23 protein-coding genes and 1 tRNA gene are annotated in these 22,676 nt (G+C 68.4%); 12 read left to right on the forward strand and 12 right to left on the reverse strand.

The features are described from left to right. Nucleotides 1–98: 98 nt before the first annotated feature. The 7 genes from ACFQZQ_RS12335 to purD all read left to right on the forward strand — a co-directional run bounded on the left by ACFQZQ_RS12335 (nucleotide 99) and on the right by purD (nucleotide 6,995). The gene (locus ACFQZQ_RS12335) at nucleotides 99–803 is read left to right on the forward strand and encodes a hypothetical protein (RefSeq protein ID WP_386813132.1); all 705 of its coding nucleotides are present in this window, start codon (nucleotides 99–101) and stop codon (nucleotides 801–803) included. Nucleotides 804–826: 23 nt separating this feature from the next. Continuing rightward, a complete protein-coding gene (gene prmA / locus ACFQZQ_RS12340; RefSeq protein WP_386813133.1) occupies nucleotides 827–1,747 on the forward strand; it encodes a 50S ribosomal protein L11 methyltransferase in 921 nt (306 codons plus the stop codon). Nucleotides 1,748–1,965: 218 nt separating this feature from the next. Next, entirely contained in the window at nucleotides 1,966–2,775 is an 810-nt protein-coding gene (locus ACFQZQ_RS12345; RefSeq protein WP_386813134.1) for a DUF3426 domain-containing protein, read from the forward strand. Nucleotides 2,776–2,907: 132 nt separating this feature from the next. Continuing rightward, complete coding sequence (gene fis, locus ACFQZQ_RS12350) at nucleotides 2,908–3,180, forward strand: DNA-binding transcriptional regulator Fis (RefSeq protein ID WP_386813135.1); 273 nt, start codon at nucleotides 2,908–2,910, stop codon at nucleotides 3,178–3,180. Nucleotides 3,181–3,376: 196 nt separating this feature from the next. Further along, nucleotides 3,377–4,963 (forward strand): bifunctional phosphoribosylaminoimidazolecarboxamide formyltransferase/IMP cyclohydrolase, encoded by a 1,587-nt coding sequence (gene purH / locus ACFQZQ_RS12355; protein WP_386813136.1) that lies wholly within the window; start codon nucleotides 3,377–3,379, stop codon nucleotides 4,961–4,963. A gap of 14 nt (nucleotides 4,964–4,977) precedes the next feature. Further along, nucleotides 4,978–5,691: a hypothetical protein gene (locus ACFQZQ_RS12360; RefSeq protein ID WP_386813137.1), complete on the forward strand. Its 714-nt coding sequence runs from the start codon at nucleotides 4,978–4,980 to the stop codon at nucleotides 5,689–5,691. Beyond that, nucleotides 5,688–6,995, forward strand: coding sequence for a phosphoribosylamine--glycine ligase (purD, locus tag ACFQZQ_RS12365; RefSeq protein ID WP_386813139.1), 1,308 nt, complete (start codon nucleotides 5,688–5,690; stop codon nucleotides 6,993–6,995). The genes ACFQZQ_RS12360 and purD overlap by 4 nt, the downstream gene beginning before the upstream one ends. Before the next feature lie 37 nt (nucleotides 6,996–7,032). Here the strand turns inward: purD and ACFQZQ_RS12370 are convergent, their stop codons facing one another. Continuing rightward, complete coding sequence (locus ACFQZQ_RS12370) at nucleotides 7,033–7,782, reverse strand: SIMPL domain-containing protein (RefSeq protein WP_386813141.1); 750 nt, start codon at nucleotides 7,780–7,782, stop codon at nucleotides 7,033–7,035. 738 nt (nucleotides 7,783–8,520) lie between these two features. Here ACFQZQ_RS12370 and ACFQZQ_RS12375 point away from each other — a divergent pair. Beyond that, nucleotides 8,521–10,419, forward strand: coding sequence for an MFS transporter (locus ACFQZQ_RS12375; RefSeq protein WP_386813142.1), 1,899 nt, complete (start codon nucleotides 8,521–8,523; stop codon nucleotides 10,417–10,419). A gap of 133 nt (nucleotides 10,420–10,552) precedes the next feature. Here ACFQZQ_RS12375 and ACFQZQ_RS12380 read toward each other — a convergent pair whose 3' ends face one another. The 7 genes from ACFQZQ_RS12380 to ACFQZQ_RS12410 form a co-directional block, all read right to left on the reverse strand. Continuing rightward, complete coding sequence (locus ACFQZQ_RS12380) at nucleotides 10,553–11,026, reverse strand: REP-associated tyrosine transposase (RefSeq protein WP_386813143.1); 474 nt, start codon at nucleotides 11,024–11,026, stop codon at nucleotides 10,553–10,555. A gap of 98 nt (nucleotides 11,027–11,124) precedes the next feature. After that, nucleotides 11,125–12,039, reverse strand: a complete 915-nt coding sequence (locus tag ACFQZQ_RS12385) for a hypothetical protein (RefSeq protein WP_386813144.1) — start codon at nucleotides 12,037–12,039, stop codon at nucleotides 11,125–11,127. Between the two features lie 87 nt (nucleotides 12,040–12,126). Beyond that, on the reverse strand, nucleotides 12,127–13,104 hold the full coding sequence (gene nudC, locus ACFQZQ_RS12390) for an NAD(+) diphosphatase (protein ID WP_386813145.1): 978 nt from the start codon (nucleotides 13,102–13,104) through the stop codon (nucleotides 12,127–12,129). A gap of 17 nt (nucleotides 13,105–13,121) precedes the next feature. Then, on the reverse strand, nucleotides 13,122–13,499 hold the full coding sequence (gene erpA / locus ACFQZQ_RS12395; RefSeq protein ID WP_386813146.1) for an iron-sulfur cluster insertion protein ErpA: 378 nt from the start codon (nucleotides 13,497–13,499) through the stop codon (nucleotides 13,122–13,124). A 196-nt stretch (nucleotides 13,500–13,695) separates the two neighbouring features. Then, complete coding sequence (locus ACFQZQ_RS12400; RefSeq protein WP_386813147.1) at nucleotides 13,696–14,478, reverse strand: DUF6776 family protein; 783 nt, start codon at nucleotides 14,476–14,478, stop codon at nucleotides 13,696–13,698. A gap of 30 nt (nucleotides 14,479–14,508) precedes the next feature. Then, nucleotides 14,509–14,922 (reverse strand): bactofilin family protein, encoded by a 414-nt coding sequence (locus ACFQZQ_RS12405; RefSeq protein WP_386813148.1) that lies wholly within the window; start codon nucleotides 14,920–14,922, stop codon nucleotides 14,509–14,511. Between the two features lie 3 nt (nucleotides 14,923–14,925). Beyond that, nucleotides 14,926–15,723: a DUF6776 family protein gene (locus ACFQZQ_RS12410; RefSeq protein WP_386813150.1), complete on the reverse strand. Its 798-nt coding sequence runs from the start codon at nucleotides 15,721–15,723 to the stop codon at nucleotides 14,926–14,928. A gap of 57 nt (nucleotides 15,724–15,780) precedes the next feature. On the opposite strand from ACFQZQ_RS12410, the gene ACFQZQ_RS12415 reads away from it, so the two are divergent. Continuing rightward, on the forward strand, nucleotides 15,781–16,359 hold the full coding sequence (locus ACFQZQ_RS12415; protein ID WP_386813151.1) for a DUF4126 domain-containing protein: 579 nt from the start codon (nucleotides 15,781–15,783) through the stop codon (nucleotides 16,357–16,359). Between the two features lie 69 nt (nucleotides 16,360–16,428). Here the strand turns inward: ACFQZQ_RS12415 and bfr are convergent, their stop codons facing one another. From bfr to ACFQZQ_RS12430, 3 genes are all read right to left on the reverse strand, one after another. Further along, a complete protein-coding gene (gene bfr, locus ACFQZQ_RS12420; protein ID WP_386813152.1) occupies nucleotides 16,429–16,899 on the reverse strand; it encodes a bacterioferritin in 471 nt (156 codons plus the stop codon). A 170-nt stretch (nucleotides 16,900–17,069) separates the two neighbouring features. After that, entirely contained in the window at nucleotides 17,070–17,273 is a 204-nt protein-coding gene (locus ACFQZQ_RS12425) for a (2Fe-2S)-binding protein (protein WP_386813153.1), read from the reverse strand. Between the two features lie 77 nt (nucleotides 17,274–17,350). Then, a complete protein-coding gene (locus ACFQZQ_RS12430) occupies nucleotides 17,351–17,959 on the reverse strand; it encodes an RNA pyrophosphohydrolase (RefSeq protein WP_386813154.1) in 609 nt (202 codons plus the stop codon). Between the two features lie 119 nt (nucleotides 17,960–18,078). Here ACFQZQ_RS12430 and ACFQZQ_RS12435 point away from each other — a divergent pair. The 3 genes from ACFQZQ_RS12435 (at nucleotide 18,079) to ACFQZQ_RS12445 (ending at nucleotide 19,225) form a co-directional block, all read left to right on the forward strand. Beyond that, nucleotides 18,079–18,155: transfer RNA gene (locus ACFQZQ_RS12435), tRNA-Met, on the forward strand. Nucleotides 18,156–18,267: 112 nt separating this feature from the next. Further along, on the forward strand, nucleotides 18,268–18,621 hold the full coding sequence (gene queD, locus ACFQZQ_RS12440) for a 6-carboxytetrahydropterin synthase QueD (protein WP_386813155.1): 354 nt from the start codon (nucleotides 18,268–18,270) through the stop codon (nucleotides 18,619–18,621). A gap of 163 nt (nucleotides 18,622–18,784) precedes the next feature. Then, on the forward strand, nucleotides 18,785–19,225 hold the full coding sequence (locus ACFQZQ_RS12445; RefSeq protein WP_386813156.1) for a phasin family protein: 441 nt from the start codon (nucleotides 18,785–18,787) through the stop codon (nucleotides 19,223–19,225). 335 nt (nucleotides 19,226–19,560) lie between these two features. On the opposite strand, the gene ACFQZQ_RS12450 is transcribed toward ACFQZQ_RS12445, so the two are convergent. Beyond that, a complete protein-coding gene (locus ACFQZQ_RS12450) occupies nucleotides 19,561–22,626 on the reverse strand; it encodes an efflux RND transporter permease subunit (protein ID WP_386813158.1) in 3,066 nt (1,021 codons plus the stop codon). Between the last annotated feature and the right edge of the window lie 50 nt (nucleotides 22,627–22,676).

Consider the following 22,676-nt stretch of genomic DNA (forward strand, 5'->3'; position numbering starts at 1 on the left):
CAGTGGGCATGCCCCCGTGCCCATGCCCATGCCCATGTCCGCACCGGCCCGGACCCGCCGTGCTCTAGATTGCGCGCACGCCTCCAGGTCCCACGGCCATGGCCAACACTTCCGACCTCGCCAACTCGCGTCGCGCGGCCAAGATCCAGCTCGACCGGACCGTGGTCGGCATCGAACTGACCCTGATCAGCATCATCCAGGGCCTGGCGCTGGGTGTGCTCGCGGCCAGCGCGGTGCAGCCGCTGGTGAAACTGCAATGGGAGACCTGGCCCTACATCGCGACCGGGCTGCTGGTGATCCTGATCTTCTGGTCGCGTTCGCTGATCCACACGCTGTCGTTCATCGGCTGGCCGCTGGAGTTCGGCCACACGTTCCTGTACTTCGGCGCGACCCTGATCGAAGCGGCCGCGTTGAGCCAGGTCGACCGACCGGAAGCGTGGTTCGCCCTGAACACGCTCTACGCCGCCGCGGTCTGGGTGCTGTACGCGTGGGACCTGCGCCTGGTGCGGCGCCATGCGCAGGATTTCGGCACGCCGGAGGAACATGCGCTGCTCGACGACATCGTCCGCGACCAGCGCCTCAACATCGCCTGGATGATGCCGCTGGCGGTGGCCTTCCAGGGACTCGCCTGGTGGCTGGTACATGCCTATCCGCGGCAGATGGTGCAGGGCCGATGGCACCTGCTGCTGATCGGCCTGACCTTGTTGTTCAGCCTCAACTACCTGCACGATGGCGTGCGGCTGCTGCGTCGTCGGCAGGACTGGCTGCTGGTGCGGGCCACCCAGCAACGTACCGGGTCGTGAACGCGAACACGTAAGCTATTGGCATGCCCTTCCTTGAACTCACCCTGCCCTGCACCGAAGCCCAACAGCCGCGCTACGAGCGCGCGCTCGACAACGTCGGCGCGCTCGCGGTCACCCTGGTCGATGCGCACGCCGACGCCGCCGACGAGCAGGCGATCTTCGAACCCGGGGTCGGCGAAACCCCGGTGTGGGGCGAGATGCTGCTGACCGCGCTGTTCGCCGCCGACACGCCGCCCACCCTGCTGCTGCACGCGCTGGCCGCGGCCGACGACGGCCTGGACTGGTCGCACGCGCAGTTCCGCGATGTCGCCGACCAGGATTGGGAACGCGCGTGGATGGACCAGTACGAGCCGCTGCAGTTCGGTCGCCGCACCTGGATCGTGCCCTGGAACCACGAACTGCCGGCGCAGGCCGACGCGCCCGGCGCGGCGGTGGTGCGGCTCGACCCCGGCCTCGCGTTCGGCTCCGGCACCCACCCGACCACCGCGCTGTGCCTGCAGTGGCTCGACGGCCTGGCCGACGAAGGCGTCCTGCGCGGCCAGCGCGTGCTCGATTTCGGCTGCGGCTCGGGCATCCTCGCGCTGGCCGCGCTCAAGCTCGGCGCCGCGCATGCGGTCGGCGTCGACAACGACCCGCAGGCGCTGATCGCCACCCACGACAACGCGCAGCGCAACGGCGTCGGCGCGCAGCTGGCCGTGCACCTGCCCGGCGACGAACCGGTGGCCACGTATCCGGTCGTGGTCGCCAACATCCTGGCCTCGGCGCTGGTCGCGCTGGCCGACACCCTCGCCGCGCGTGTCGCGCCGGGCGGCCGCATCGCGATGTCGGGGATCCTCGCCGGCCAGGAGGACGAAGTGATCGCGCGCTACGCCGGCGCATTCGAGCAGCTGCGCGCCGACCGCCTCGACGACTGGATGCGGGTGACCGGCGTGCGTCGCGCCTGATCGGGTCCGCCGCGGCCGGCGTCGGCCGGCCCCACTCGTAGGCTGGGCTTCAGCCGCGAGCTGGTGAATCGCCGGCGCAAGCGCCAAAGGCTCGCGGCTGAAGCCGCGCCTGCGAAAGGCCAGAAGCCGACAACTTTTTTGAGACGCGGTGCAGAAAGCCGGTGATCGGCATCGGCAAGCGCGGATGCCCGGCACCGGCGAGCCCGTAAACTGCGGCCATGCTGGTTCCTTGCCCGCGCTGCGGTTTCCTGGTCGCGTCGATCCTGCCGACGGCGGACGGCGCGCACGCCAGCGCGCAGCGATGCCCGCAATGCGAGGCACCGCTCTCGACCGGCCTAGCCGCTGCCGCCGACCGCGCCGCGACGCACGAACCGGATCCAGCGCCGACCGCTCCACACGCCGGCGCGCCCGCCGCCGACAAGCCCGACGACCGCGTGCACGCGCAGCCCGGCGAACCGGCGCTGGCTGCGCCGACGCCCACCCCCGCGCCTGTCGCGCCACCGCGCCGCGCCGCGCGCCGTGCGCCCAGCTTCGTGCGCCATGCCACGCCCACCGTCGCCGCGCCGCGGCGCTGGCAGAAGCCGCTGGCGATCGCGGTGCTGGCGCTCGTCCTCGTGCTGCAGTTGCTGCTCGCGCAACGCCAGGAACTGGCGGCCACGGCGCGCTGGCGGCCGCTGGTTGCCGGCCTGTGTGCGGTGCTGCAGTGCGAGCTGCCTCCGTGGCGCGAGCCGGCCGCGTTCACGATGCTCAGCCGCAACGTGCAACCCGAGCCCGGCGCCGCCGGGGTGCTGCGCGCCAGCGCCAGCTTCCGCAACGACGCACGCTGGCCGCAGCCGTGGCCGACGTTGCTGCTGGGCTTGTCCGACATCGACGGCCAGCAGGTCGGCGCGCGCGCATTCAGCCCGCGCGAGTACTCCGGCGCCGATGCCGACCCGCCACTGCTGGCCCCGGGCGAGGCCGCGACCGTGCAGTTCGACGTGCTCGAGCCCGCCCCGCGCATCGTCGCGTTCACCTTCGATTTCCAGTAATCGCCGCTCGTCAACTGGACCAACGGCGACCCCGGTCGCGTTGTCCACCGCGACGAACGCGCGCTAGACTCGCCGTCCCGTCGCGCACGCGCACCGTGCTCAGCGACGGAAATCACACCCGGGGGGGACCGCTTGAACGCCGCAGCCGATCGCCATGACACCGCCCGCCCCGGCCCCCGCGTGCCGCTGCGCGACCACGTCGCCACGTCGATCCGCCGCTACCTGGGCGACCTCAATGGCAGCGGCACCGAGAACCTCTACGAGATCGCGCTGCGCGAACTCGAGATCCCGTTGTTCGCCGAAGTCCTCGAGCACTGCGATGGCAACCAGAGCCGCGCCGCGGTGATGCTCGGCATCCACCGCGCGACGTTGCGCAAGAAGCTGAAGGACTACGGTCTAGCCTGACGCCGTAGGGCGGGTTTCAACCCGCCATCGCCATGCACGAAGTCCGCGCCAGCCGCGCGACCGAGGCATTGGTAGCCGCCGGGTTAAACCCGCCGTACACGCCACTGCGTTCGACAGCGTTCTTCGCGACCGCAGCAGGCGGCGCCAGCGGGCCACGCCGCTATAATTCGCGCTCCCTCGCCGCAGCCCTCCCCGCATGACCTCCGACCGCCTGCCCGGCCCCAACGTGGCGATCCGCCGCGCGCTGCTGTCCGTTTCCGACAAGACCGGCCTGGTCGAGCTGGCCCACGCCCTCGACAAGCATGGCGTGGAGCTGCTGTCGACCGGCGGTACCGCCCAGGCGCTCCGCGACGCCGGCCTGCCGGTGCGCGATGTGGCCGAGGTCACCGGCTTCCCGGAAATGATGGACGGCCGGGTCAAGACCCTGCACCCGCTGGTGCACGGCGGCCTGCTCGGCCGCGCCGGGATCGACGACGCGGTGATGGCGCAGCACGGCATCGGCGCGATCGACCTGCTGGTGCTGAACCTCTACCCGTTCGAGCAGGTGTCGGCGAACCCGGCCAGTTCGTTCGAGGACATCATCGAGAACATCGACATCGGCGGCCCGGCGATGCTGCGCTCGGCGGCGAAGAACTTCGCGCGGGTCGCGGTGGCGACCGATCCGGCGCAGTACGCCGGCCTCGTCGACGAGTTGGCCGCGAACGACGGCGCGCTGTCGGCCAAGACGCGTTTCTCCTTGTCGGTGGCCGCGTTCAACCGCGTCGCGCAGTACGACGCGGCGATCAGCAACCACCTGTCCGCGCTCGACGACGCGCACGCGCAGCAGTTGTTCCCGGCGCAGTCCAACAGCAACTTCGTCAAGGTCATGGACCTGCGCTATGGCGAGAACCCGCACCAGCACGGCGCGTTCTACCGCGACCTGTGGCCGGTGCCCGGCACGCTGGCGACGTTCACCCAGCTCCAGGGCAAGGAGCTGAGCTTCAACAACCTCGCCGACGCCGACGCGGCCTGGGAATGCGTCCGCCAGTTCGAGCAGCCCGCCTGCGTGATCGTCAAGCACGCCAACCCCTGCGGCGTGGCCCAGGGCGCCGCCTGCGGCGATGCCTACGAACTGGCTTATGCGACCGACCCGACCTCGGCGTTCGGCGGCATCATCGCGTTCAACACCACGCTCGATGCGGCCACGGCCAAGGTGATCCTCGACCGCCAGTTCGTCGAGGTGCTGATCGCGCCGGACTTCGACGACGCCGCGCTCGCCTACTGCGCGAAGAAGACCAACGTGCGCGTCCTGAAGATTCCGCACGGCGAAGGCAAGAACAACTTCGACGTCAAGCGCGTCGGCTCGGGTCTGCTGATGCAGACCAGCGACATCCGCGAGGTCAGCCGCGACGAGTTGAAGGTCGTCACCAAGCGCGCGCCGACCCCGGCCGAGCTCGACGACCTGCTGTTCGCCTGGCGCATCGCCAAGTACGTCAAGTCGAACGCGATCGTCTACGCGCGCGACCAGCGCAGCATCGGCATCGGCGCCGGGCAGATGAGCCGCGTGGTCAGCGCCAAGATTGCCGCGCTCAAGGCCGAGGAAGCCGGACTCACTGTGCCCGGCTCGGTGATGGCCAGTGATGCGTTCTTCCCGTTTCGCGACGGCATCGACGCGGCCGCGGCCGCCGGCATCAAGGCGGTGATCCAGCCCGGCGGCTCGATGCGCGACGCCGAGGTGATCGCGGCCGCCGACGAGCACGGTCTGGCGATGGTGTTCACCGGCATCCGCCACTTCCGCCATTGAGAGAAGAATCAGGCATGGACAACTCAGCAGCTCGACTTCTGCGTGTTCTCGAACGTTGCAAAGAAATCGACACCGGAGTTGACTGCGCGACAGCGTGGCGCGAGGTACTAGCTGCGCCTGACAACAACGTACTTCTTGGAGCCTTCGGCGAGTTCTTTACCTTGGTGAATGACACCGCCAGCGAAGTTCTACACAGGCATCCGGATCTGGTTGATGCCGTTGATCATTGGAGGAGCCGAATTTTCAATGGCTTCAACGCGACCCAAATGAACGGCAGGTGGGAGCACTTTCTAGCTCACATCGACAATGTGACGCTGTTCTCCCTTCGTTCTCAAGCAAAGGTTCTTCATTCGGAAGAGCGGCGTACAGAGTTGGCGCCAGATCAGCTTTCACAGATTTACCAACACCTGTCCCAAGCTCTGGAACTTATCGGCAACGGCGATATGCCTGTTGAAATCCGAGAGATGTTGATCGGACGAATTGAGAACCTACAGGCACTGATTAATCGCTATCGATTTGTCGGCCAGAAAGCGCTACTCGATTCAGCCAAGTTGCTAGCAGCGGATGTAGCCTCAATCCCGGTATCGCAGATCGAAGGCCTGAAGAAGGCTGGCATATACGACCAGATCAGGGAAAGCTTGGCGATTCTTGCAAACGCGACGACGATCAGTGCTACGGGCCCAATGATCGCCGGGGCCGCCCAAAACTTACTGAGCCTTATCCGATGAAAGTTCTGGTGATCGGTTCCGGCGGCCGCGAGCACGCGCTGGCCTGGAAGCTCGCGCAATCCGCGCGCGTCACGCAGGTGCTGGTCGCGCCCGGCAACGCCGGCACCGCGAACGAGGATAAGTGCCGCAACGTCGACGTGCAGGCCACCGACATCGACGGCCTGCTGGCGCTGGCGCAACGCGAGGGCGTGGCGGTGACCGTGGTCGGCCCCGAGGGCCCGCTGGTCCATGGGGTGGTCGACCGCTTCCGCGCCGCCGGCCAGCGCGTGTTCGGGCCGAGCGCCGCGGCCGCGCAGCTCGAAGGCAGCAAGGCGTTCGCCAAGCACTTCCTCGCCCGCCACGGCATCCCGACCGCTTACTACGCGGTGCACACGCAAGTCGACGACGCGCTGGCCTACGTCAGGGAGAAAGGCGCACCGATCGTGGTCAAGGCCGACGGCCTGGCCGCCGGCAAGGGCGTGATCGTGGCGATGTCGCTCGCCGAGGCCGAAGCGGCGATCACCGACATGCTCGCCGGCAACGCGTTCGGCGCGGCCGGCGCGCGGGTGGTAATCGAGGAATTCCTCGACGGCGAGGAAGCCAGCTTCATCTCGATGGTCGACGGCCGCACCGCGCTGCCGATGGCGACGAGTCAGGACCACAAGCGCGTCGGCGACGGCGACACCGGCCCGAACACCGGCGGCATGGGCGCGTACTCGCCGGCGCCGGTGGTCACCCCGGAAGTGCACGCGCGCGTCATGCGCGAGGTCGTCAACCCGACCGTGCAGGGCATGATCGCCGACGGCGTGCCGTTCACCGGCTTCCTCTATGCGGGGTTGATGATCGACGCCGCCGGCGCGCCGAAAGTGATCGAGTTCAACGTGCGTTTCGGCGACCCGGAAACGCAGCCGGTGATGATGCGGCTGCAGTCGGATCTGCTCGATCTGGTCGAGGCGGCGATCGACCAGCGCCTGCACGAGGCCGAAGCACGCTGGGACCCGCGCCCGTCGCTGGGCGTGGTGATGGCGGCCGAGAACTACCCGGGCACGCCGCGTCTCGGGGATGCGATCGACAGCTGGGACGTGCCGGACCTGCCGGGCACCAAGGTTTTCCACGCCGGTACCCGGCTGGACGAGAACAATTCCATGGTCACCAGCGGCGGCCGCGTGCTGTGCGTGTGCGCGCTGGGCGAGTCGGTCGCCGACGCGCAGCAACGCGCGTACGGCGCGGTCGCCGGGGTGTCGTGGCACGGCGAGTTCCACCGCCACGACATCGGCTGGCGCGCGATCGCAAGAGAGCGGGCCGCGACCGAGCGGCAGGCCTGATTGCCGCGGCCGTTAGCGGACTTGGCCGCTACGCGAGCTACTTCCCCAATTCGTAGACCACGTCGAGGCCAAGGCCGAGGACGTTCTCGCCCGGCGCGATCGGTGCGCTGGCGTCGGCGGCGGACGCCTGCTCCACCGCGACTGCGCGTCCGTACACCGGACGCGGAGCGCCTCGGCCGCCCGTTTCATCGATGCTGATGACGCGCCTGACGCGAACGCCAAGACGCTTGGCATAGCCTTCGGCGCGGGCACGGGCTTTGGCCAGTGCCTTTTCCCGCGCCTCGTCCAGCACCGCATCCTTGTCCTCGATGTCGAAAGTCGGCCCGTTGATCTGGTTGGCGCCTGTCGCTACCAGGGCATCCAGGATTCCACCGAGGCGACCGATGTCGCGCACCGTCACGTTGACGGTGTTGGACGCGTAGTAGCCCTTGATGCGAGGCGGCCGGTTGGCCAGATAGTGATAGTCCGGATTGAGGCTGACACCGCTGGTCTGCACGTCCTTGTCGGCGATGCCCGCGGCCTGGATGGCCGCCACGACGCGGGTCATCTGCTCCGCGTTGCGGCGGATCGCGCCGTTCGCATCCGGGGCAAGCGAAACCACCCCGGTCGAAAGCGTCGCGATGTCAGGCGGGCGACGCGCCTCGGCGTAGGCCGACACGGTCACGAGCGTGGTCCCGGGACCGGATCCGTCCGCGGCGGTGCCTGGGCGGCTGCATGCGGTGGCGAGGACGGTGAGTGCCAGCACGAGTGCAGCAGCGGCAGAGAGAAGCGAGCGATGGGTGGTCATTGGAGTTCCAGAAGAGGCGCACCCCATCGTCAACGCACGAGCGCGCTTAGTGGGGTTAGCGGTTCTGATTGTCCCGCGCTTCGCTTGGCGAAGCGGTAGGTTGGGAGGGAGTGCTGTTGCGGTTGCTCTTGGGCTTCAGGAGCCCGACGACGGCAAGATCAACCGCACCCCTCCCCAACCCTCCCCTGCTTCGCAAGGGAGGGAGCAAAAGCAACAGCGCCATGATTCTGGAAAGGGCAAGGCGCGCGGCCCCTGATTGTCTCCTCCCCTTTCGCATGGCGAAGGGGGAGGTTGGGAGGGGGTGCCGTTGCGGTTGCTCTTGCGTTTCAGGAGCCCGGCGACGGCAAGATCAACCGCACCCCTCCCCCAACCCTCCCCTGCTTCGCAAGGGAGGGAGCAAAAGCAACAGCGCCGCTGCGTCGGGAGGAGGCAAGGCGCGCGCGGCCCCTGATCGTTGACTCCCTTTCTCGCGCGGCTCCTGATCATCTCCTCCCCTTTCGCGTAGCGAAGCCGGAGGTTGGGAGGGGGTGCCGTTGCAGTTGCTCTTGGGTTTCAGGAGCCCGGCGACGGCAAGATCAACCGCACCCCTCCCCAACCCTCCCCTGCTTCGCAAGGGAGGGAGCAAGAGCAACAGCGCCGTGCTCGGGAGGGTTGGGAGGGGTGCCGTGGCAGTTGCTTCGCAACGCAGGCAGCACCCGCACCAGCCTCTGCTAGGCTCCGCCAAACCGCGGGGGCCGCATGGCGCACAACCAGTACCAACTACTCAAGCAGCGGCGCTTCCTGCCGTTCTTCCTGACCCAGGCGCTGGGTGCGTTCAACGACAACGTCTACCGGCAGGCGATCATCGGCCTGCTGTTCTACCTCGGCGTCAGCCCCGAGCAGCGCACGCTCTACACCAACCTCGCACCGGCGTTGTTCATCCTGCCGTACTTCCTGTTTTCCGCGACCGCCGGGCAGATCGCCGAGAAGCTCGAGAAGTCGAAGCTGATCCGCATCACCACCGCGATGGAGATCGCAATCATGTCGCTGGCCGCGGTCGGCTTCCTGACCCAGAGCATGACCGTGCTGCTGGTGGCGCTGTTCTGCACCGGCCTGCAATCCACGCTGTTCGGGCCGGTGAAGTACTCGATCCTGCCGGCGGTGCTGCACCCGCGCGAGCTCACCGGCGGCAATGGCCTGGTCGAGATGGGCACGTCGATCTCGATCCTGGTCGGGATGATCTCCGGCGGCCTGATCTTCAAGCTCGCCGGCGACCACGGCCCGGTGGTCGCCGCGACCGCGATCGTGGCGCTGGCGATCGCCGGCAACCTGGTCAGCCGCGCGATCCCGCGCGTCGAGGCCGGCGCGCCCGACCTCACGATCAACTGGAACCCGATCCCGGAATCGATTGCCGTATTGCGCCTGGCGAAAAAACAGCCGGCGGTGCGCAACGCCGTGCTCGGCGTGTCGTGGTTCTGGTTCATCGGCACGGTGCTGACCTCGCAATTGCCGACCTATGCCGAGGTCAACCTCGGCGGCGCCGAGACGCTGTACATCTTCGCGCTCGCGCTGTTCTCGGTCGGCACCGGCGTCGGCTCGCTGCTGTGCGAAAAGCTGTCGGCGCGCACGGTCGAGATCGGCCTGGTACCGCTGGGGGCGTTCGGCATCAGCGCCTTCATGCTCGACCTGTACTTCGCGCGCAGCGGCCTGGCGCCGGTAACCGGCCTGGGCGTCACCGGCTTCCTGCAGCAGCCGGGCAGCGCGCGCATCGTGCTCGACCTAGTCGGCATCGGCTTGTTCGCCGGCTTCTTCGTGGTGCCGCTGTTCGCCTTGATCCAGAGCCGCTCGCCGAAGCGCGAGATGTCGCGCGTGATCGCCGGCATGAACATCCAGAACGCGGCGTTCATCGTGCTCGCGGCGGTGCTGGGGATCGTCGTGCAGCGGTTCCTGGGCTGGAGCATCCCGCAGGTGTTCCTCGCGTTGGCGATCGCCAACGCGCTGGTCGCGATCTGGATCTTCACGATCGTGCCCGAGTTCCTGATGCGGTTCCTGAGCTGGGTGCTGGTGCGCACCTTGTACCGGCTGCGCGTGCAGGGCATCGACCACGTCCCCGACGAAGGCCCGGCGCTGGTGGTCTGCAACCACGTCAGCTACATGGACGCGCTAATCCTGAGCGCGAGCATCCCGCGGCCGGTGCGCTTCGTGATGTATTACAAGATCTTCCGCATCCCGGTGATGAGCTGGATCTTCCGCACCGCCAAGGCGATCCCGATCGCCGGCGCGAAGGAAGACCCGGCGCTGATGCAGCGCGCGTTCGACGAGATCGACGCGGCACTCGCCGACGGCGAGATCGTCGGCATCTTCCCGGAAGGCGCGTTGACCCGGGATGGCGAGATCGCCGCGTTCAAGTCCGGGGTCGAACGCGTGCTGGCCAAGAGGCCGGTGCCGGTGATCCCGATGGCCCTGCGCGGCATGTGGGCGAGCATGTGGAGCCGCCGCAACGCGCGCGCGGCCGGCGGAACCCTCGACCGCATGCGCGTGCCGCGGCGGTTCCGCGCGCAGGTCGAGGTGGTGGTGGATGCGCCGGTGCCAGGCGCGGAAGCCAGCGCCGAAGGGCTGGAAGGGAAGGTGCGTGCGCTGCGGGGGGATGCGGCGTAAGCCGAACTTTTCCTCTTCAAGCGGACTTGTGTCACTGCGTAGGAGCGGCTTCAGCCGCGAGCTTTGCCGGCAGATTGGTGCAGGTCAGCGGCTCGTGGCTGAAGCCGCTACTACGTCCGGCTGGACGCGACTTTCACAGCCTCACCGCATCCCAGAATGGATAGCGCCCAGCCGAACGCACCAAACCTGCACGAACCGAGTTCATCACCAAGTACCGCGCCGCCGCGAGCAGATCTTCCTCCTTGCGCAAGGCGTGATCGTGGTATCCCGCCGCCCAGATTCCGCCGAGCGCGGGATGCGCCAAGCCCAGCAGCCGCGCGGTTCGCCCTTTCAGGCGTTGGACGAGCGCCGGAAGCAACGCGCCTGGGCCGAGTTCGATCAATCCATGCCAATGGTCCGGCATCAACACCCACGCAAGCAGGCGGGAGGTGCCCCATTGCGCAGGCTCCGTCATCCAGTACGCCGCATCGGCACCGACTTCCCACGGGGCAAAGTGCGGCTGGCGGTCTGCGGTCGTGAAGGTGACCAGATAGATTTGCCCCGCCGACGAATGCCGTCCTTTGCGTAGCGCGATGTGCCCTGAAGTCATGAGCACAGCTTCGGTCATACGCCACCCGAAGAACGTCGGGATCTTGCCGCACGAAAGGTCGGAAGAATCCTAAAGCTCGCGGCTGAAGCCGCTCCTACCGACCGGGTCTGTCGGCCCTAGCTCACCCAGCCGGCTATCACGAACAGCGCCAGCACCGCCAGCCACACCAGCAGGCTGCGCCAGACCAGGCTCATCGCGTCGCGCAACTCCGGCAGTTCGCTGGGCACGGCCACCGCCACGCCGGTTGCGACTCCGCTCTCGTTATCGGCCAGGTCGGCGGCCTCCTCGGCCAGTTCGCTCTTGACGCTGGCGCGTGCGACCGCCCCGAGGAAGCGGTTGTCGAGCGCGAACGACGCGCCGCCGGAGTCGCGCCAGGCGCCCAGCACGACATCGAAGTTGCCGACCAGCGCCAGCGCCAGCGCCATCAACTGCGCGACCGGCCAGTCGAGCACCGCCAGCAGCGTGCGTGCGCCGCCGCGGGTCTGCGCGGGCACTTGGCGCGCGGCCTCGCCTTCCACCGCCAGCACCGCGAGGCGATACAGCAGCGCCCCGACCGGGCCCAGCAACAGGAACCACAGCAGCACCCCGAACCAGCGCCGCTGCGCGTTGCGGAACACCGCCTCGACCAGCGAGCTGCCATCGAGCGAGGGCGACGTGCCGTCTGGCCACAGGCGCGCCGCGGCCTCGCGTCGCGTCGCCGCGTCGGGCGCCTCGACGATGGCGTCGACGTCGAGGTCGAGGTCGCGCGGGCCCCAGGTGTAGAACAGCGCCGCGATTCCGAACGCCAGCGCCGCCAGCCCGTACAACGGCCCGTCGAGCGCGAGCTGGAACAGGCCGACCGCGAGCAGCGGCGGCAGCAACGCGATCGCGATGCCCCACGGGCCACGCCAGACGCTGCCTTCGCCGAAGCGCGAGTCCAGCCAGCGCAACCAGTCGGCGTACCAGCCGTAGTGCCGCACCGACGCGGCCAGCGACGGTGCGAGATGGCCCAGCACCAGCGCCACGACGGCGGCGATCAGGGTGACTGACATGGCGGGGGTCTCCAGGCGTCGCGGATTTCGTTGCGATTCTATCCCGGCCGGGCTGCGCGTCGATGCGCCCCGCGGCGATCCGCGGTGCTAGCGCGCCGACTGCGCGGTGACTTCGGCCAGCCACTGTTCGATCAGCCAGCGTGAGATGGAGATTGCCGGCGACAGTAGCGGGCCGTCGTAGCCGTGGTCCGCGGCACCGGCTTCGTGCGCGATCGCGGCACGCACCTCGTCGGCGCTGAACCAGCGCGCTTCTTCGAGTTCGTCGCTCACGCGCGGCTCGTCGGCCTGCGCCTGCGCACTGAAGCCGAGCATCAACGCCCCGGGAAACGGCCACGGTTGCGAGGCCAGGTAGCGGCAACTGCGCACGCGTACGCCGCTTTCCTCGAGCACCTCGCGCGCGACGGTCTGCTCGAGCGATTCGCCCGGTTCGACGAAGCCGGCCAGCACCGAATAGCGCCGCGCCGGCCACGACGCCTGTCGGCCCAGCAACAGGCGCGCGCCGTCGCTGACCGCGACGATCACCGCCGGATCGGTGCGTGGGTAGTGCTCGCTGCCGCACTGGATGCAGCGGCCAAGCCAGCCACCGCGAGACATTGCGATCGCGCCGCCGCAGGCGCCGCAATGGCGGTGGCGGCGGCGCCAGTGCTGCAGCGCGCGCGCCTGCGCGAACACCGCGGCCTCGAACGCCGGCCACAGCGCTGCGGCGCTGCGCAGGTCCAAGCGGCGTGGCGCGTCGAACGCGGTCAATGCCGCGTCGAGCGCGAACCAGGCCACGCCGTCGGGCGCCAGCCCGAGCAGCACCGCGGCACCCACGCCGCCGGGGCCTTCGCTAACTTCTTGGCCGGTGGGCGCGCATAGCCGGCCCGCCTCGTCGGCCAGCGCCTGGCCGTCGTCGGCCAGCACGATGACCCGCGCGCGCGGCCACAGGGCCGCCAGGGAGTCAGCGTCCTCGCGCAGGTGGTCGGCGCGGTCGAGCGCGGCCTGGCAGCTGCCGGGGTCGACGAACGCGAAGGCGCCGGTTCGCGCCGGCGGAGGGTTGGGGTCTGTCGCTGCGCTCGGGGACACGCTGCGATCCGCGCGGCTCAGACCGCGAACGAGGAACCGCAGCCGCAAGTGGTCTTCGCGTTCGGGTTGCGGATCACGAACTGCGCGCCGTGCAGGCTTTCGGTGTAGTCGACTTCCGCGCCCATCAGGTATTGCAGGCTGAGCGGGTCGACCAGCAGGGTGACGCCGTCGGTGGCGATCGCCAGATCGTCCTCGCCCTGCTGCTCGTCGAACTCGAAACCGTACTGGAAGCCCGAGCAGCCGCCACCCTGGATGTACACGCGCAGTTTCAGCGCGGCGTTGCCCTCTTCGGCGATCAGTTCGCGGACCTTGGCCGCGGCGGCCGACGAGAACTGCAGCGGGCGCTCGAGCGACTGGTAACCGGGCGCGGCGGTGTCGGTGGTGGTCGATTCCATGCGTACAAGCATGGGGCGCGCGGCGGCCGCATTCAACCGCCAAGCTGATGCTTGGCGTGGATCCAGTTGGTGACGCTTGGATCAGATCCTGCTCGGCGCCCTATGAACTCGGCAAAGCCATCAAAGCAAGCTCGGATCCACAGAACGGCTTGGCTGAACGACCCCGCGCGCTGGCAACCGGCCTGTGTCGTCCGCCTCACTTCACCGCGGCGCTGGCGCCCTGCTCGCCGGTGGCGTCGGCCCAGGTGAACGAATGCTCGACCACTGCGCCCGAGCGCGGCTGCAGCCGCACCGTGACGCGCACCGGGGTCACCCCGGCCGGCACGAACACGTCGCCCTCGACCTGCTGGAAGTACTTGAACGAGTACGGAACGCCGGGCGCGTTGGGTTGCTGGCGCAGGTCGGCCCAGGCCAGCTTCTGCAGCTGGCCGCCGCGCGTGCCTTCGATCGCGATGCTGACCTGCCCGGCGCTGACCGCACCGCGGTTGAGGTTCTGGGTGAGGGTGGTGGTGAAGTGCCACGCGGCCGCGCCCTGCGGCTGCCCGGCCGAAGCGGGGGTGGCCTGGCGCAGCATCTTCAGCGCATGCACGGCCAGTCCGCGGCGTTGCCCGGTGGCCCCGACCAGGCGCTCGTAGAACGCCACGTCGGCGCGCAGGCCGGCGAGTTCCTCGTCGCGCTCGGCCAGTGCGCCCTGCAGGTCGCGGTTGGCGTCGCGGCTGATCTGGTCGGAGCGCGTCAGCGTGCTCACGCGCTGCTGCAGCTCCTCGATCTGCCCCGCCTGGCTGCGGCCCTGACGCTCGCTGCCGGCCAGTTGCGCGCGCACGTTGTCCGAGCCCGGCGCGAACAGGCTCCACAGCCCCCAGCCGCCGAAGCCCAACGCCAGCACGAACACCGCCGCAGCCACCAGGCGCCAGCTTTGTTTCGGGGGCGCGTTCGGGTCCGTCGGTGCGGCGGGGGATGCTTCGGGTGGCGTGGTCATGCGCGTCGCTCGGATCCGGACGCGGACAGCCTACAACGACGCGGCCTCGTTCATCAGGTCGGGAAACGCCAGCACCTGCGCGCTGGCTTCGACATGCACCAGCCGGCCGGTCAGCACCGAGCCGGCGGCCATCTCGACCACTTTGTAGTGGGCGTTGCCGAGCACGCGCGCGTTGGCGGCCAGTTCCAGCCGCTCGCTGGCGTACACGTCGCCGTTGAGCGTGCCGTTGAGCACCACCACCGGCGCGCGGATCTCGCCCTCGATGCAACCCTCACTGGCCAGCGTGAGTACCGCGCGCTGGTCGTCGTCGGCGATCACCTTGCCGATGATCCGGCCCTCGACGTACAGGCCGCCGCTGAAATGGAAGTCGCCGCGGATGACGACCTGCGGGCCGATCAGGGTGTCGACCGCGCCGGCGGGCGGGATGCGTTTGTGCTTGAACATCGCTCAGGTGTCTCGCAGTCGTGAGGCAAGGGATCGGGTCGCCGCGGGCGCGGGACGAGTCTGCGCGGCATGCGCGTCGTGGTGCGTGCCGCCGGCGTGTTCCCACGCCACCGTCTGCTCGACCGCGGCATCCTGGCCGCGCAGCGACACGCGCACGCGCTGCGGGGTGAAACCCGGCGGCAGCATCACGCTGCCGTCGAGCTGCTGGAAGTAGCGGAACGAGTAGTCCTGGGCGGGCGCCGCCGCCCGCTGGTGCAGCTCGTCCCAGTGGATCGTCGCGAGCTTGCCCGCGCGCACGCCTTCCACCGCGAACCGCAGCTTGCCCAGGCTGACGCCGCCGCGGGTGAGGCTCTGCGTCAGCACGACCTGGTAGCGCCAGCTGCCGCCGGCTTCGGCGAGGAAGCGCGCCGAATGCACGTTGAGCCCGCGCGGCTGGGCGGTGGCGCCGCCGAGCCGCTCGTAGAACGCGGTCTTGCCGCGCAGGGTCGCGATCTCGCGTTCGCGCTGGGCCAGCTCGCGCTGGATCTGCCGGTTCGCCGAGCGGCTGATCTGGTCCGAGCGCGCCAGCGTCGCCTGGCGTTGGCGCAGCTCGCCGATCTCGCGCTGGTAGCGGCGCAACTGCTCGCTGGTGGTGCCCAGCTGCGCGCTGACCTCGTCCAGCCGCGGCGCCGCGCGCCAGCCCGCCCAGCTCCAGGCACCGAACAGCGACAGCGCCCAGACCACCAGGAACGCCGCCCACGCCAGCGGCCGCCGGCTGCGCCGTCGCTCAACAACCATGAAACGCGGCGGCGGCTTGGCCATGCGCGGCACTCCCCGTGGGTCCCCTATACTCGGCGCGGAGCATAACGAGGTTGCCCGATGACAGATGCGCACCTGTTCGCAGTTGGCGTAGTCCTGGCCTGGCTGGCCGGCATCCGCGTCTACCTGACGGTGTTCGGCGTGGGCATCGCCGGCGCGTTCGGCTGGCTCGACCTGCCCTCGGCGCTGGAGGTCACCCAGTCGCCGTGGGTGATCGGCGTCTCCGGGGTGCTCGCCGCCGCCGAGTTCTTCACCGACAAGATCCCGGGCATCGACTCGGCCTCCGACCTGCTGCACACCTTGCTGCGCGTCCCGGCCGGCGCGTTCCTCGCCGCGGCCACGTTGTCCGGCGATGGCGAACTGGGCGCGGGCGCGCTGGCCACCGGCGCCGGCGTGGCCTTGACCAGCCACGTGCTCAAGAGCGGCACCCGCGCCCTGCTCAACACCTCACCCGAACCGGTCAGCAACTGGACCGCCTCGGTCACCGAGGACGTGGCCGTGGTCGGCGGCCTCGCCCTGGCGTTCGCGCACCCGTGGATCGCGTTGTCGTGCGTGGTGCTGGTCAGCGTGCTGCTCGCCACCGGCGTGTGGTGGATCTGGCGCCGGCTGTTCCGGCGCGCGCCGCGGGTTCCGGGCTAACGCACACCGCCCACAAATGACAACGCCACCGCGAACGGTGGCGCCGGCACTCCCCGGAGGTATCGCGGCTCAGCTTTCGATCTTGGTCGCCAGGTAGTTCTGCTCGCCCAGGCGTTCGATCAACGCCAGCTGCGTCTCGATCCAGTCGATGTGCTCTTCCTCGGACTCGAGAATGTCGGCGAACAACTGGCGGCTGGTGTAGTCCCCGACGCCGTCGCAGTACGCGATCGCCTCGCGCAGCAGCGGCAGCGCCTCGAGCTCGAGCGCGAGGTCGCAGTTGAGCACTTCGCGCGGGCCTTCGCCGATGCGCAGCTTGCCCAGCGCCTGGAAGTTCGGCAGCCCGTCGAGGAACAGGATGCGCTCCGACAGCTTGTCGGCATGCTTCATCTCGTCGATCGACTCGTGGTACTCGTGGTCGGCGAGTTCCTTCAGGCCCCAGTTCTTCAGCATCTTGGCGTGCAGGAAGTACTGGTTGATCGCGATCAGCTCGTTGTAGAGCGCCTTGTTGAGAAACTCGATGACCTTGGCGTCGCCTTTCATCGCCGTGCTCCGTGCCTGCAGTGGCGGCACTCTAGCCGTTCCGCGCGCGCGCTGGCGGAACGCGAATCGAGTGCATTCGCGCGTACCAGACCAGGGAAGCCAGGAACCGAACTTGCCGCCGGGAATCGCGCCTGGCCCCAAGCTGTCGGATGCTCAGGCAGGTAAGAACGTCAAGCTGCGTGCTGCAGCACCGGCAACGGCAACTCGCGCAGGGCGCGCGTCTCGTCCAGCAGTGCAGCGGCCTGATCCAGGCAGCTGCCGCAGTTGGCGCCAGCGCCGGTGCGCATGGTCAGCTCCGGCACGCTCCGGCAACCGGCTTGCGCGGCGTCGCGGATGTCGCGTTCGGTGACTCCGTTGCAGATGCAGACGTACATGGGCGTGGCGCGGGAGCGCGGGCGAGCAGCCCGATCGGCTGCACAGGCATTTCGCCACGAATGCGAATGATTGTCAATTAGGAACCTGGGTCGCGGCCCGTGCCGCCGCGCGCGGGCGGTGCCGGTGGCCGTGCGCGGGGCCGTTGCCAATTGCGAACGCCGGCCCCCATCCGGGGATCGGGCCCGGGCATCGGCACCGCCTGCGCCCCGGCGACGGTGCGCGCAAACGGCGCCAGGTGCCGCAGGGCGCTGCCGTAGACCCCGCGCTTGAACACCACCACGTGCTCGAGCGGGTACCAAAAATCGACCCAGCGCCAATGGTCGAACTCCGGCTTGTCGGTAAGGTCCAGCCGCAGGTCGGACTCCTGGCCGGTCAGCCGCAGCAGGAACCACACCTGCTTCTGGCCAATGCACACCAGCCGGTCGTTGCGGCGCACCGCGCGCGCCGGCAGCCGGTAACGCAGCCAGCCGGGGGTCGCGCCGAGGACTTCGACGTGTTCGGGCAGCAGCCCGGTTTCCTCGCGAAGTTCGCGGTACATCGCCTCGAGCGGCGTCTCGTCGGTGTTCATCCCGCCTTGCGGGAACTGCCACCCATCGCGATGCACGCGGCGCGCCCAGAACAGGCGTCCGTCTGGATGCATCAACACGATGCCGACGTTGGGTCGGTAACCGTCCGGATCGATCACGATGCGGACTCCAAAATGCGCTGTCTCCGACTCTGCCACGGCATCCGCCAGCGGACAAGCAAGAGGCCGGGTGATTGACGGCGCCAACCAAGGCAGGAATAATTCGCGGTTCTCCGCGTGGCTATGTAGCTCAGCCGGTTAGAGCACAGCACTCATAATGCTGGGGTCGGTGGTTCGAGTCCACCCATAGCCACCACACGCATCGCGCACTGAAACGCCCGCCTGCACGCTCAGGCCTGGCGCCCGCCCCGACCGATTCGCGTGGTCGGGCTACGCACTCCCGAGAACTCCCCATCGGCGTCCCGCGCATGGATATCTTCAAGGTCTTCACCATCGAGGCCGCGCACCGGTTGCCGAACGTGCCCGAAGGGCACAAGTGCGCGCGCCTGCACGGGCATTCGTTCCGGGTCGAGATCCACCTGCGCGGCGAACTGGGCACGCGCAGCGGCTGGGTGATGGACTTCGGCGACGTCAAGCAGGCGTTCCAGCCGCTTTACGACCGCCTCGACCACCACTACCTCAACGACATCGAGGGGCTGGACAATCCCACGAGCGAGCGGCTGGCGCTGTGGATCTGGGAGCGCCTGAAGCCGGCGCTGCCGATGCTCAGCGAAGTGGTGATCCACGAGACCTGCACGTCCGGCTGCCGCTACCGCGGCTGAACCGATCCACCTCCAGGCCGCAACCACCGCAAGCCCTTGTTCCAGAACAAATTATGAACGCCAACCCCAGTTCATAATTTTATTGTTGCGTCGCAACAAATCGGGCATTATGCTGCGACGCACAATCCGGCAACCCCGCACGGATTGACCGCAGGAGCCCGCCATGTACCAGCAGTTCAACGAACAGTTTGCCGCCGCCACGCGCCAGTTCGCGGACACGGCAGCCCAGATCAACCGCATCGCGCTGCAGAACGCCCAGGCCGTGTTCGGCCTGCAGGTCGCCGCGATCAACGAGCGCGCCAACGCGACGTTCGCGTTCCTCGGCGAAGCGGCCGAAGTGCGTGACCTCGACGGCATGAAGAACCTGATGCCGAAGGGCGTGCAGGTTGCGCGCGAGAACCTCGAGCGCGCGGTCAGCACCGGCCAGGACGTGCTCGGCCACAGCATCAAGGCCAACGAGGCGATCGGCGAGATTGCCAAGTCGCAGGGCGAGTCGTTCGTGCAGAAGGCGCAGGCCAACGTCGAGACCGTCGCCGAGCAGGCCGAGTCGGCGTTCCGCGCCAACGCCGCCAAGGCGACCGCGCCGAAGGGCAGCGTCAAGTAAAGCCTCTCTCTCCAGTACCCACTGGGCACGGAACCCGGCAGCGCAGGCTGCCGGGTTTTTTGTTGCCTGACGCTTCGCGTCGGAGGTCATGTCCGATGCGGCCTGCCGGTGCCGCTGCCGGCGTGCGTTGGCCTTGATCGCTCATCGCCAAGGCAGGCCAGTGGCTTGCAACGCGCGAGCGGTACGAAGGGGCGACCAGAAGAGCAAGAGCCACGTCCCGGGATCCCCGCCTGCACGCGGATGACGAGCAATGGCAACGGCAGCAAAGCCGTAGCAAGACGACCAACAAAAAGGCCGCCTCAAGGCGGCCTTTTTGTGTCGCGGAACCTACCGGCTCAATGCGCGGGCGCGGTCTCCAGCCGGGCCTGCGCCGCGGCGGCTTTCTGATGGTCGCGGCCGATCAGCAGGTACATCACCGGCACCACGAACAGGGTGAACACCGTGCCGATCGACATACCGCCGACAATCACCCAGCCGATCTGGTTGCGCGCCTCGGCGCCGGCGCCGCTGGCGATCGCCAGCGGCAGCGAACCCAGCACCATCGCACCGGTGGTCATCAAAATCGGGCGCAGGCGCAGCGCGGCGGCTTCGACCACCGCGTCGAACTTGGTCTTGCCCTGCTCCTGCAGCTGGTTCGAGAACTCCACGATCAGGATGCCGTGCTTGGCGATCAAACCCACCAATGTCACCAGCCCGATCTGCGAGTAGATGTTCCAGCTGCCGCCGGTGAGCTTGAGCGCCAGGAACGCGCCGAACGCGGCCAGCGGCACCGCCAGCAGGATCACCAGGGGGTCGACCCAGCTTTCGAACTGCGCGGCCAGCACCAGGAAGATAAACACCACCGCCAGGCCGAAGATCATCGCGAAGTCGCTGGCCGACTCGCGGAACTCGCGGCTCTGTCCCGACAGGTCGTACTGCGCCTCGGGCGCGACTTCGTCGAGCGCGGTCTCCATCCACGCCAGCGCCTCGCCCATCGAGTAGCCCGGCGCGAGGCCGGCGCTGACCGTGGCCGAACGCAGCTTGTTGAAGTGGTTGAGCTCCTTGGCCGCGACGGTTTCCTGCACGTCGACCAGATTCGACAGCTGCACCATCTGCCCGTCGCCGCCCTTGACGAAGATGTTGGACAGGTCACCCGGGGTGCGGCGGTCGGCGTCCTCGACCTGCACGATCACGTCGTACTGCTCCGATCCCCGCTTGAAGCGGGTCACGTTGCGCCCGCCGAGCAGCGTCTCCAGCGTGCGGCCGACACTGGCGACGTCGCTGCCGACCGCGACGACCTTGTCGCGGTTGAGTTCGAGCTTGAGCTGCGGCTTGTCGAGCTTGAGGTCGCTGTCGGGGTTGGTGAGTTTCGGGTTCTCGCCCATCTTCGCCATCAGCTTCTGCACGGTGGCGCCCAGCTCCTCCCAGGTGCCGGTGCTCTGCACCACGAAGTTGACCGGCTGGCCGAAGCCGTCCTGGCCCAGCGGCGGCGGCAACGTCGGGAACGCCATGATCCCGGGGATGCCCATGAACTGCGGGAACAGCTGGCCCTGCACGTCGGCGGTGGAGACCTCGCGCTGCTCCCAGTCCTTGAGCATCACGAAGCCGATCGTCGTGGTGACGTTCGGGAACCCCACGATCTGGAAGTACTGCTGCACCTGGGGGATCTTCGCAAACGCGCTTTCCATCTGCCGTGCGTACTTGTCGGTGTAGTCGACCGTGGCGCCTTCCGGGGCCATGCCGAAGCCGATGATGAAGCCCTGGTCTTCCTGCGGCGCCAGCTCGTTGGGCAGCAGCTTGAACAGGGTCAACGCGCCGCCGAACACCAGCGCCGCCACGATCACCACCACCCAGCGCGCGTTCAAGCCGGCCGTCAGCACTCGGCGGTAACTGCGGTCGATCCAGCCCAGCACCTTCTCGCCGGCGACGTAGAAGCGGCCGTGCTTGGTCTCGTGGCGCAGCAGCTTGGACGACATCATCGGCGACAGCGTCAGCGCGGTGAAACCGGAGACGATCACCGCGCCGGCCAGGGTCAACGCGAACTCGACGAACAGCTTGCCGGTGCGGCCGGTGGAGAACGCCAGCGGCACGTAGACCGCGGCCAGCGTCAGCGTCATCGCGATGATCGCAAAGCCAATCTCCTTGCTGCCCTGCAGCGCCGCCTGGAACGGCGGCATGCCTTCCTCGATGTGCCGGTAGATGTTCTCCAGCATCACGATCGCGTCGTCGACCACCAGGCCGATCGCCAGCACCATCGCCAGCAAGGTGAGGGTGTTGATGGTGAAGCCGAACGCGTACATCAGCGCGAACGCACCGACCAGCGACAGCGGGATGGTCACCAGCGGGATCAGCGTCGCGCGCCAGCTGCGCAGGAACAGGAAGATCACCAGGATCACCAGCACCACCGCCTCGGCGACGGTCTTGTAAACCTCCTCGATCGACTTTTCGATGAAGATCGTGGTGTCGAACGCGACCTCGATCTTCATGCCCTCGGGCAACGTGCGCTGGATCTGCGGCAGCATCTCCTTGATCGCCGTGGAGATGTCGAGCGGGTTGGCCACCGCCTGCTTGACCACCGCCAGCGGCACCGCGTTCTGACCGTTGTAGCGCGCGCGGAAGCGTTCCTCCTGCGCGCCCAGCTCGATCCGGGCGACGTCCTTGAGGCGCACCAGGTAGCCGTCGACGTCGCCGAGGATCACCTCGCCGAACTGCTCGGGCGTCTTCAGGTCGGTTTCGGACAGCACGGTGAACTCGCGCTGCTCGCTTTCGACGCGGCCGGCGGGGATCTCGACGTTCTGCGCGCGCAGCGCGGCCTCGACGTCGGCCGGGGTCAGGCCGAAGCCGGCCAGGCGCTGCGGCTGCAGCCACACGCGCATCGCATAAGTGCTGGAGTACACGATCGCCTGGGCGACGCCGGGGATCTGCTGGATGCGGTCCTTGACCAGGGTCTCGGCGTAATCGGCGATCTCGACCTGCGAATGACGGGTCGAGGAAAACGCGAGGTAGATGATCGGCTGCGCGTCGGCTTCCTGCTTCTGGATGATCGGCTCGTCGACTTCCTCCGGCAGCACCTGCCGTGCCTGCGCGACGCGGTCGCGGACGTCGGACGCGGCGCCATCGGCGTCGCGGTCGAGGCGGAAGCGCACGGTCACCTGGCTGGACTGCTCGCGGCTGACCGACTGCATGTACTCGATGCCTTCGACCCCCGACAGCGCGTCCTCGATCGGCTGGGTGACCTGCGATTCGATCACCTGCGCGGACGCGCCGGGGTAGTTGGTGCTGACGTTGATCACCGGCGTGTCGACGTTGGGGATCTGCCGGACCGCGAGGCGGTCGTAGGCGATGATGCCGACCAGCAGCACGACCAGGTTGATCACGGTCGCGAAGACCGGGCGGCGGATGGAGATGTCGGACAGGACCATGGGGGGCCTCGTTTTTGACTTTTTCTTCTCCCCTCGCGTTTCGAAGGCCT

The sequence above is a fragment of the Lysobacter koreensis genome, assembly GCF_042677045.1.
GTDB lineage: Bacteria > Pseudomonadota > Gammaproteobacteria > Xanthomonadales > Xanthomonadaceae > Lysobacter_K > Lysobacter_K koreensis.

Coding starts and splice junctions, on each gene's coding strand:
- ACFQZQ_RS12335 (WP_386813132.1), top strand. CDS start 99: ATGGCCAACACTTCCGACCTCGCCAACTCGCGTCGCGCGGCCAAGATC.
- prmA (WP_386813133.1), top strand. CDS start 827: ATGCCCTTCCTTGAACTCACCCTGCCCTGCACCGAAGCCCAACAGCCG.
- ACFQZQ_RS12345 (WP_386813134.1), top strand. CDS start 1,966: ATGCTGGTTCCTTGCCCGCGCTGCGGTTTCCTGGTCGCGTCGATCCTG.
- purH (WP_386813136.1), top strand. CDS start 3,377: ATGACCTCCGACCGCCTGCCCGGCCCCAACGTGGCGATCCGCCGCGCG.
- ACFQZQ_RS12360 (WP_386813137.1), top strand. CDS start 4,978: ATGGACAACTCAGCAGCTCGACTTCTGCGTGTTCTCGAACGTTGCAAA.
- purD (WP_386813139.1), top strand. CDS start 5,688: ATGAAAGTTCTGGTGATCGGTTCCGGCGGCCGCGAGCACGCGCTGGCC.
- ACFQZQ_RS12370 (WP_386813141.1), bottom strand. CDS start 7,782: ATGACCACCCATCGCTCGCTTCTCTCTGCCGCTGCTGCACTCGTGCTG.
- ACFQZQ_RS12375 (WP_386813142.1), top strand. CDS start 8,521: ATGGCGCACAACCAGTACCAACTACTCAAGCAGCGGCGCTTCCTGCCG.
- ACFQZQ_RS12380 (WP_386813143.1), bottom strand. CDS start 11,026: ATGACCGAAGCTGTGCTCATGACTTCAGGGCACATCGCGCTACGCAAA.
- ACFQZQ_RS12385 (WP_386813144.1), bottom strand. CDS start 12,039: ATGTCAGTCACCCTGATCGCCGCCGTCGTGGCGCTGGTGCTGGGCCAT.
- erpA (WP_386813146.1), bottom strand. CDS start 13,499: ATGGAATCGACCACCACCGACACCGCCGCGCCCGGTTACCAGTCGCTC.
- ACFQZQ_RS12400 (WP_386813147.1), bottom strand. CDS start 14,478: ATGACCACGCCACCCGAAGCATCCCCCGCCGCACCGACGGACCCGAAC.
- ACFQZQ_RS12405 (WP_386813148.1), bottom strand. CDS start 14,922: ATGTTCAAGCACAAACGCATCCCGCCCGCCGGCGCGGTCGACACCCTG.
- ACFQZQ_RS12410 (WP_386813150.1), bottom strand. CDS start 15,723: ATGGCCAAGCCGCCGCCGCGTTTCATGGTTGTTGAGCGACGGCGCAGC.
- ACFQZQ_RS12415 (WP_386813151.1), top strand. CDS start 15,781: ATGACAGATGCGCACCTGTTCGCAGTTGGCGTAGTCCTGGCCTGGCTG.
- bfr (WP_386813152.1), bottom strand. CDS start 16,899: ATGAAAGGCGACGCCAAGGTCATCGAGTTTCTCAACAAGGCGCTCTAC.
- ACFQZQ_RS12425 (WP_386813153.1), bottom strand. CDS start 17,273: ATGTACGTCTGCATCTGCAACGGAGTCACCGAACGCGACATCCGCGAC.
- queD (WP_386813155.1), top strand. CDS start 18,268: ATGGATATCTTCAAGGTCTTCACCATCGAGGCCGCGCACCGGTTGCCG.
- ACFQZQ_RS12445 (WP_386813156.1), top strand. CDS start 18,785: ATGTACCAGCAGTTCAACGAACAGTTTGCCGCCGCCACGCGCCAGTTC.
- ACFQZQ_RS12450 (WP_386813158.1), bottom strand. CDS start 22,626: ATGGTCCTGTCCGACATCTCCATCCGCCGCCCGGTCTTCGCGACCGTG.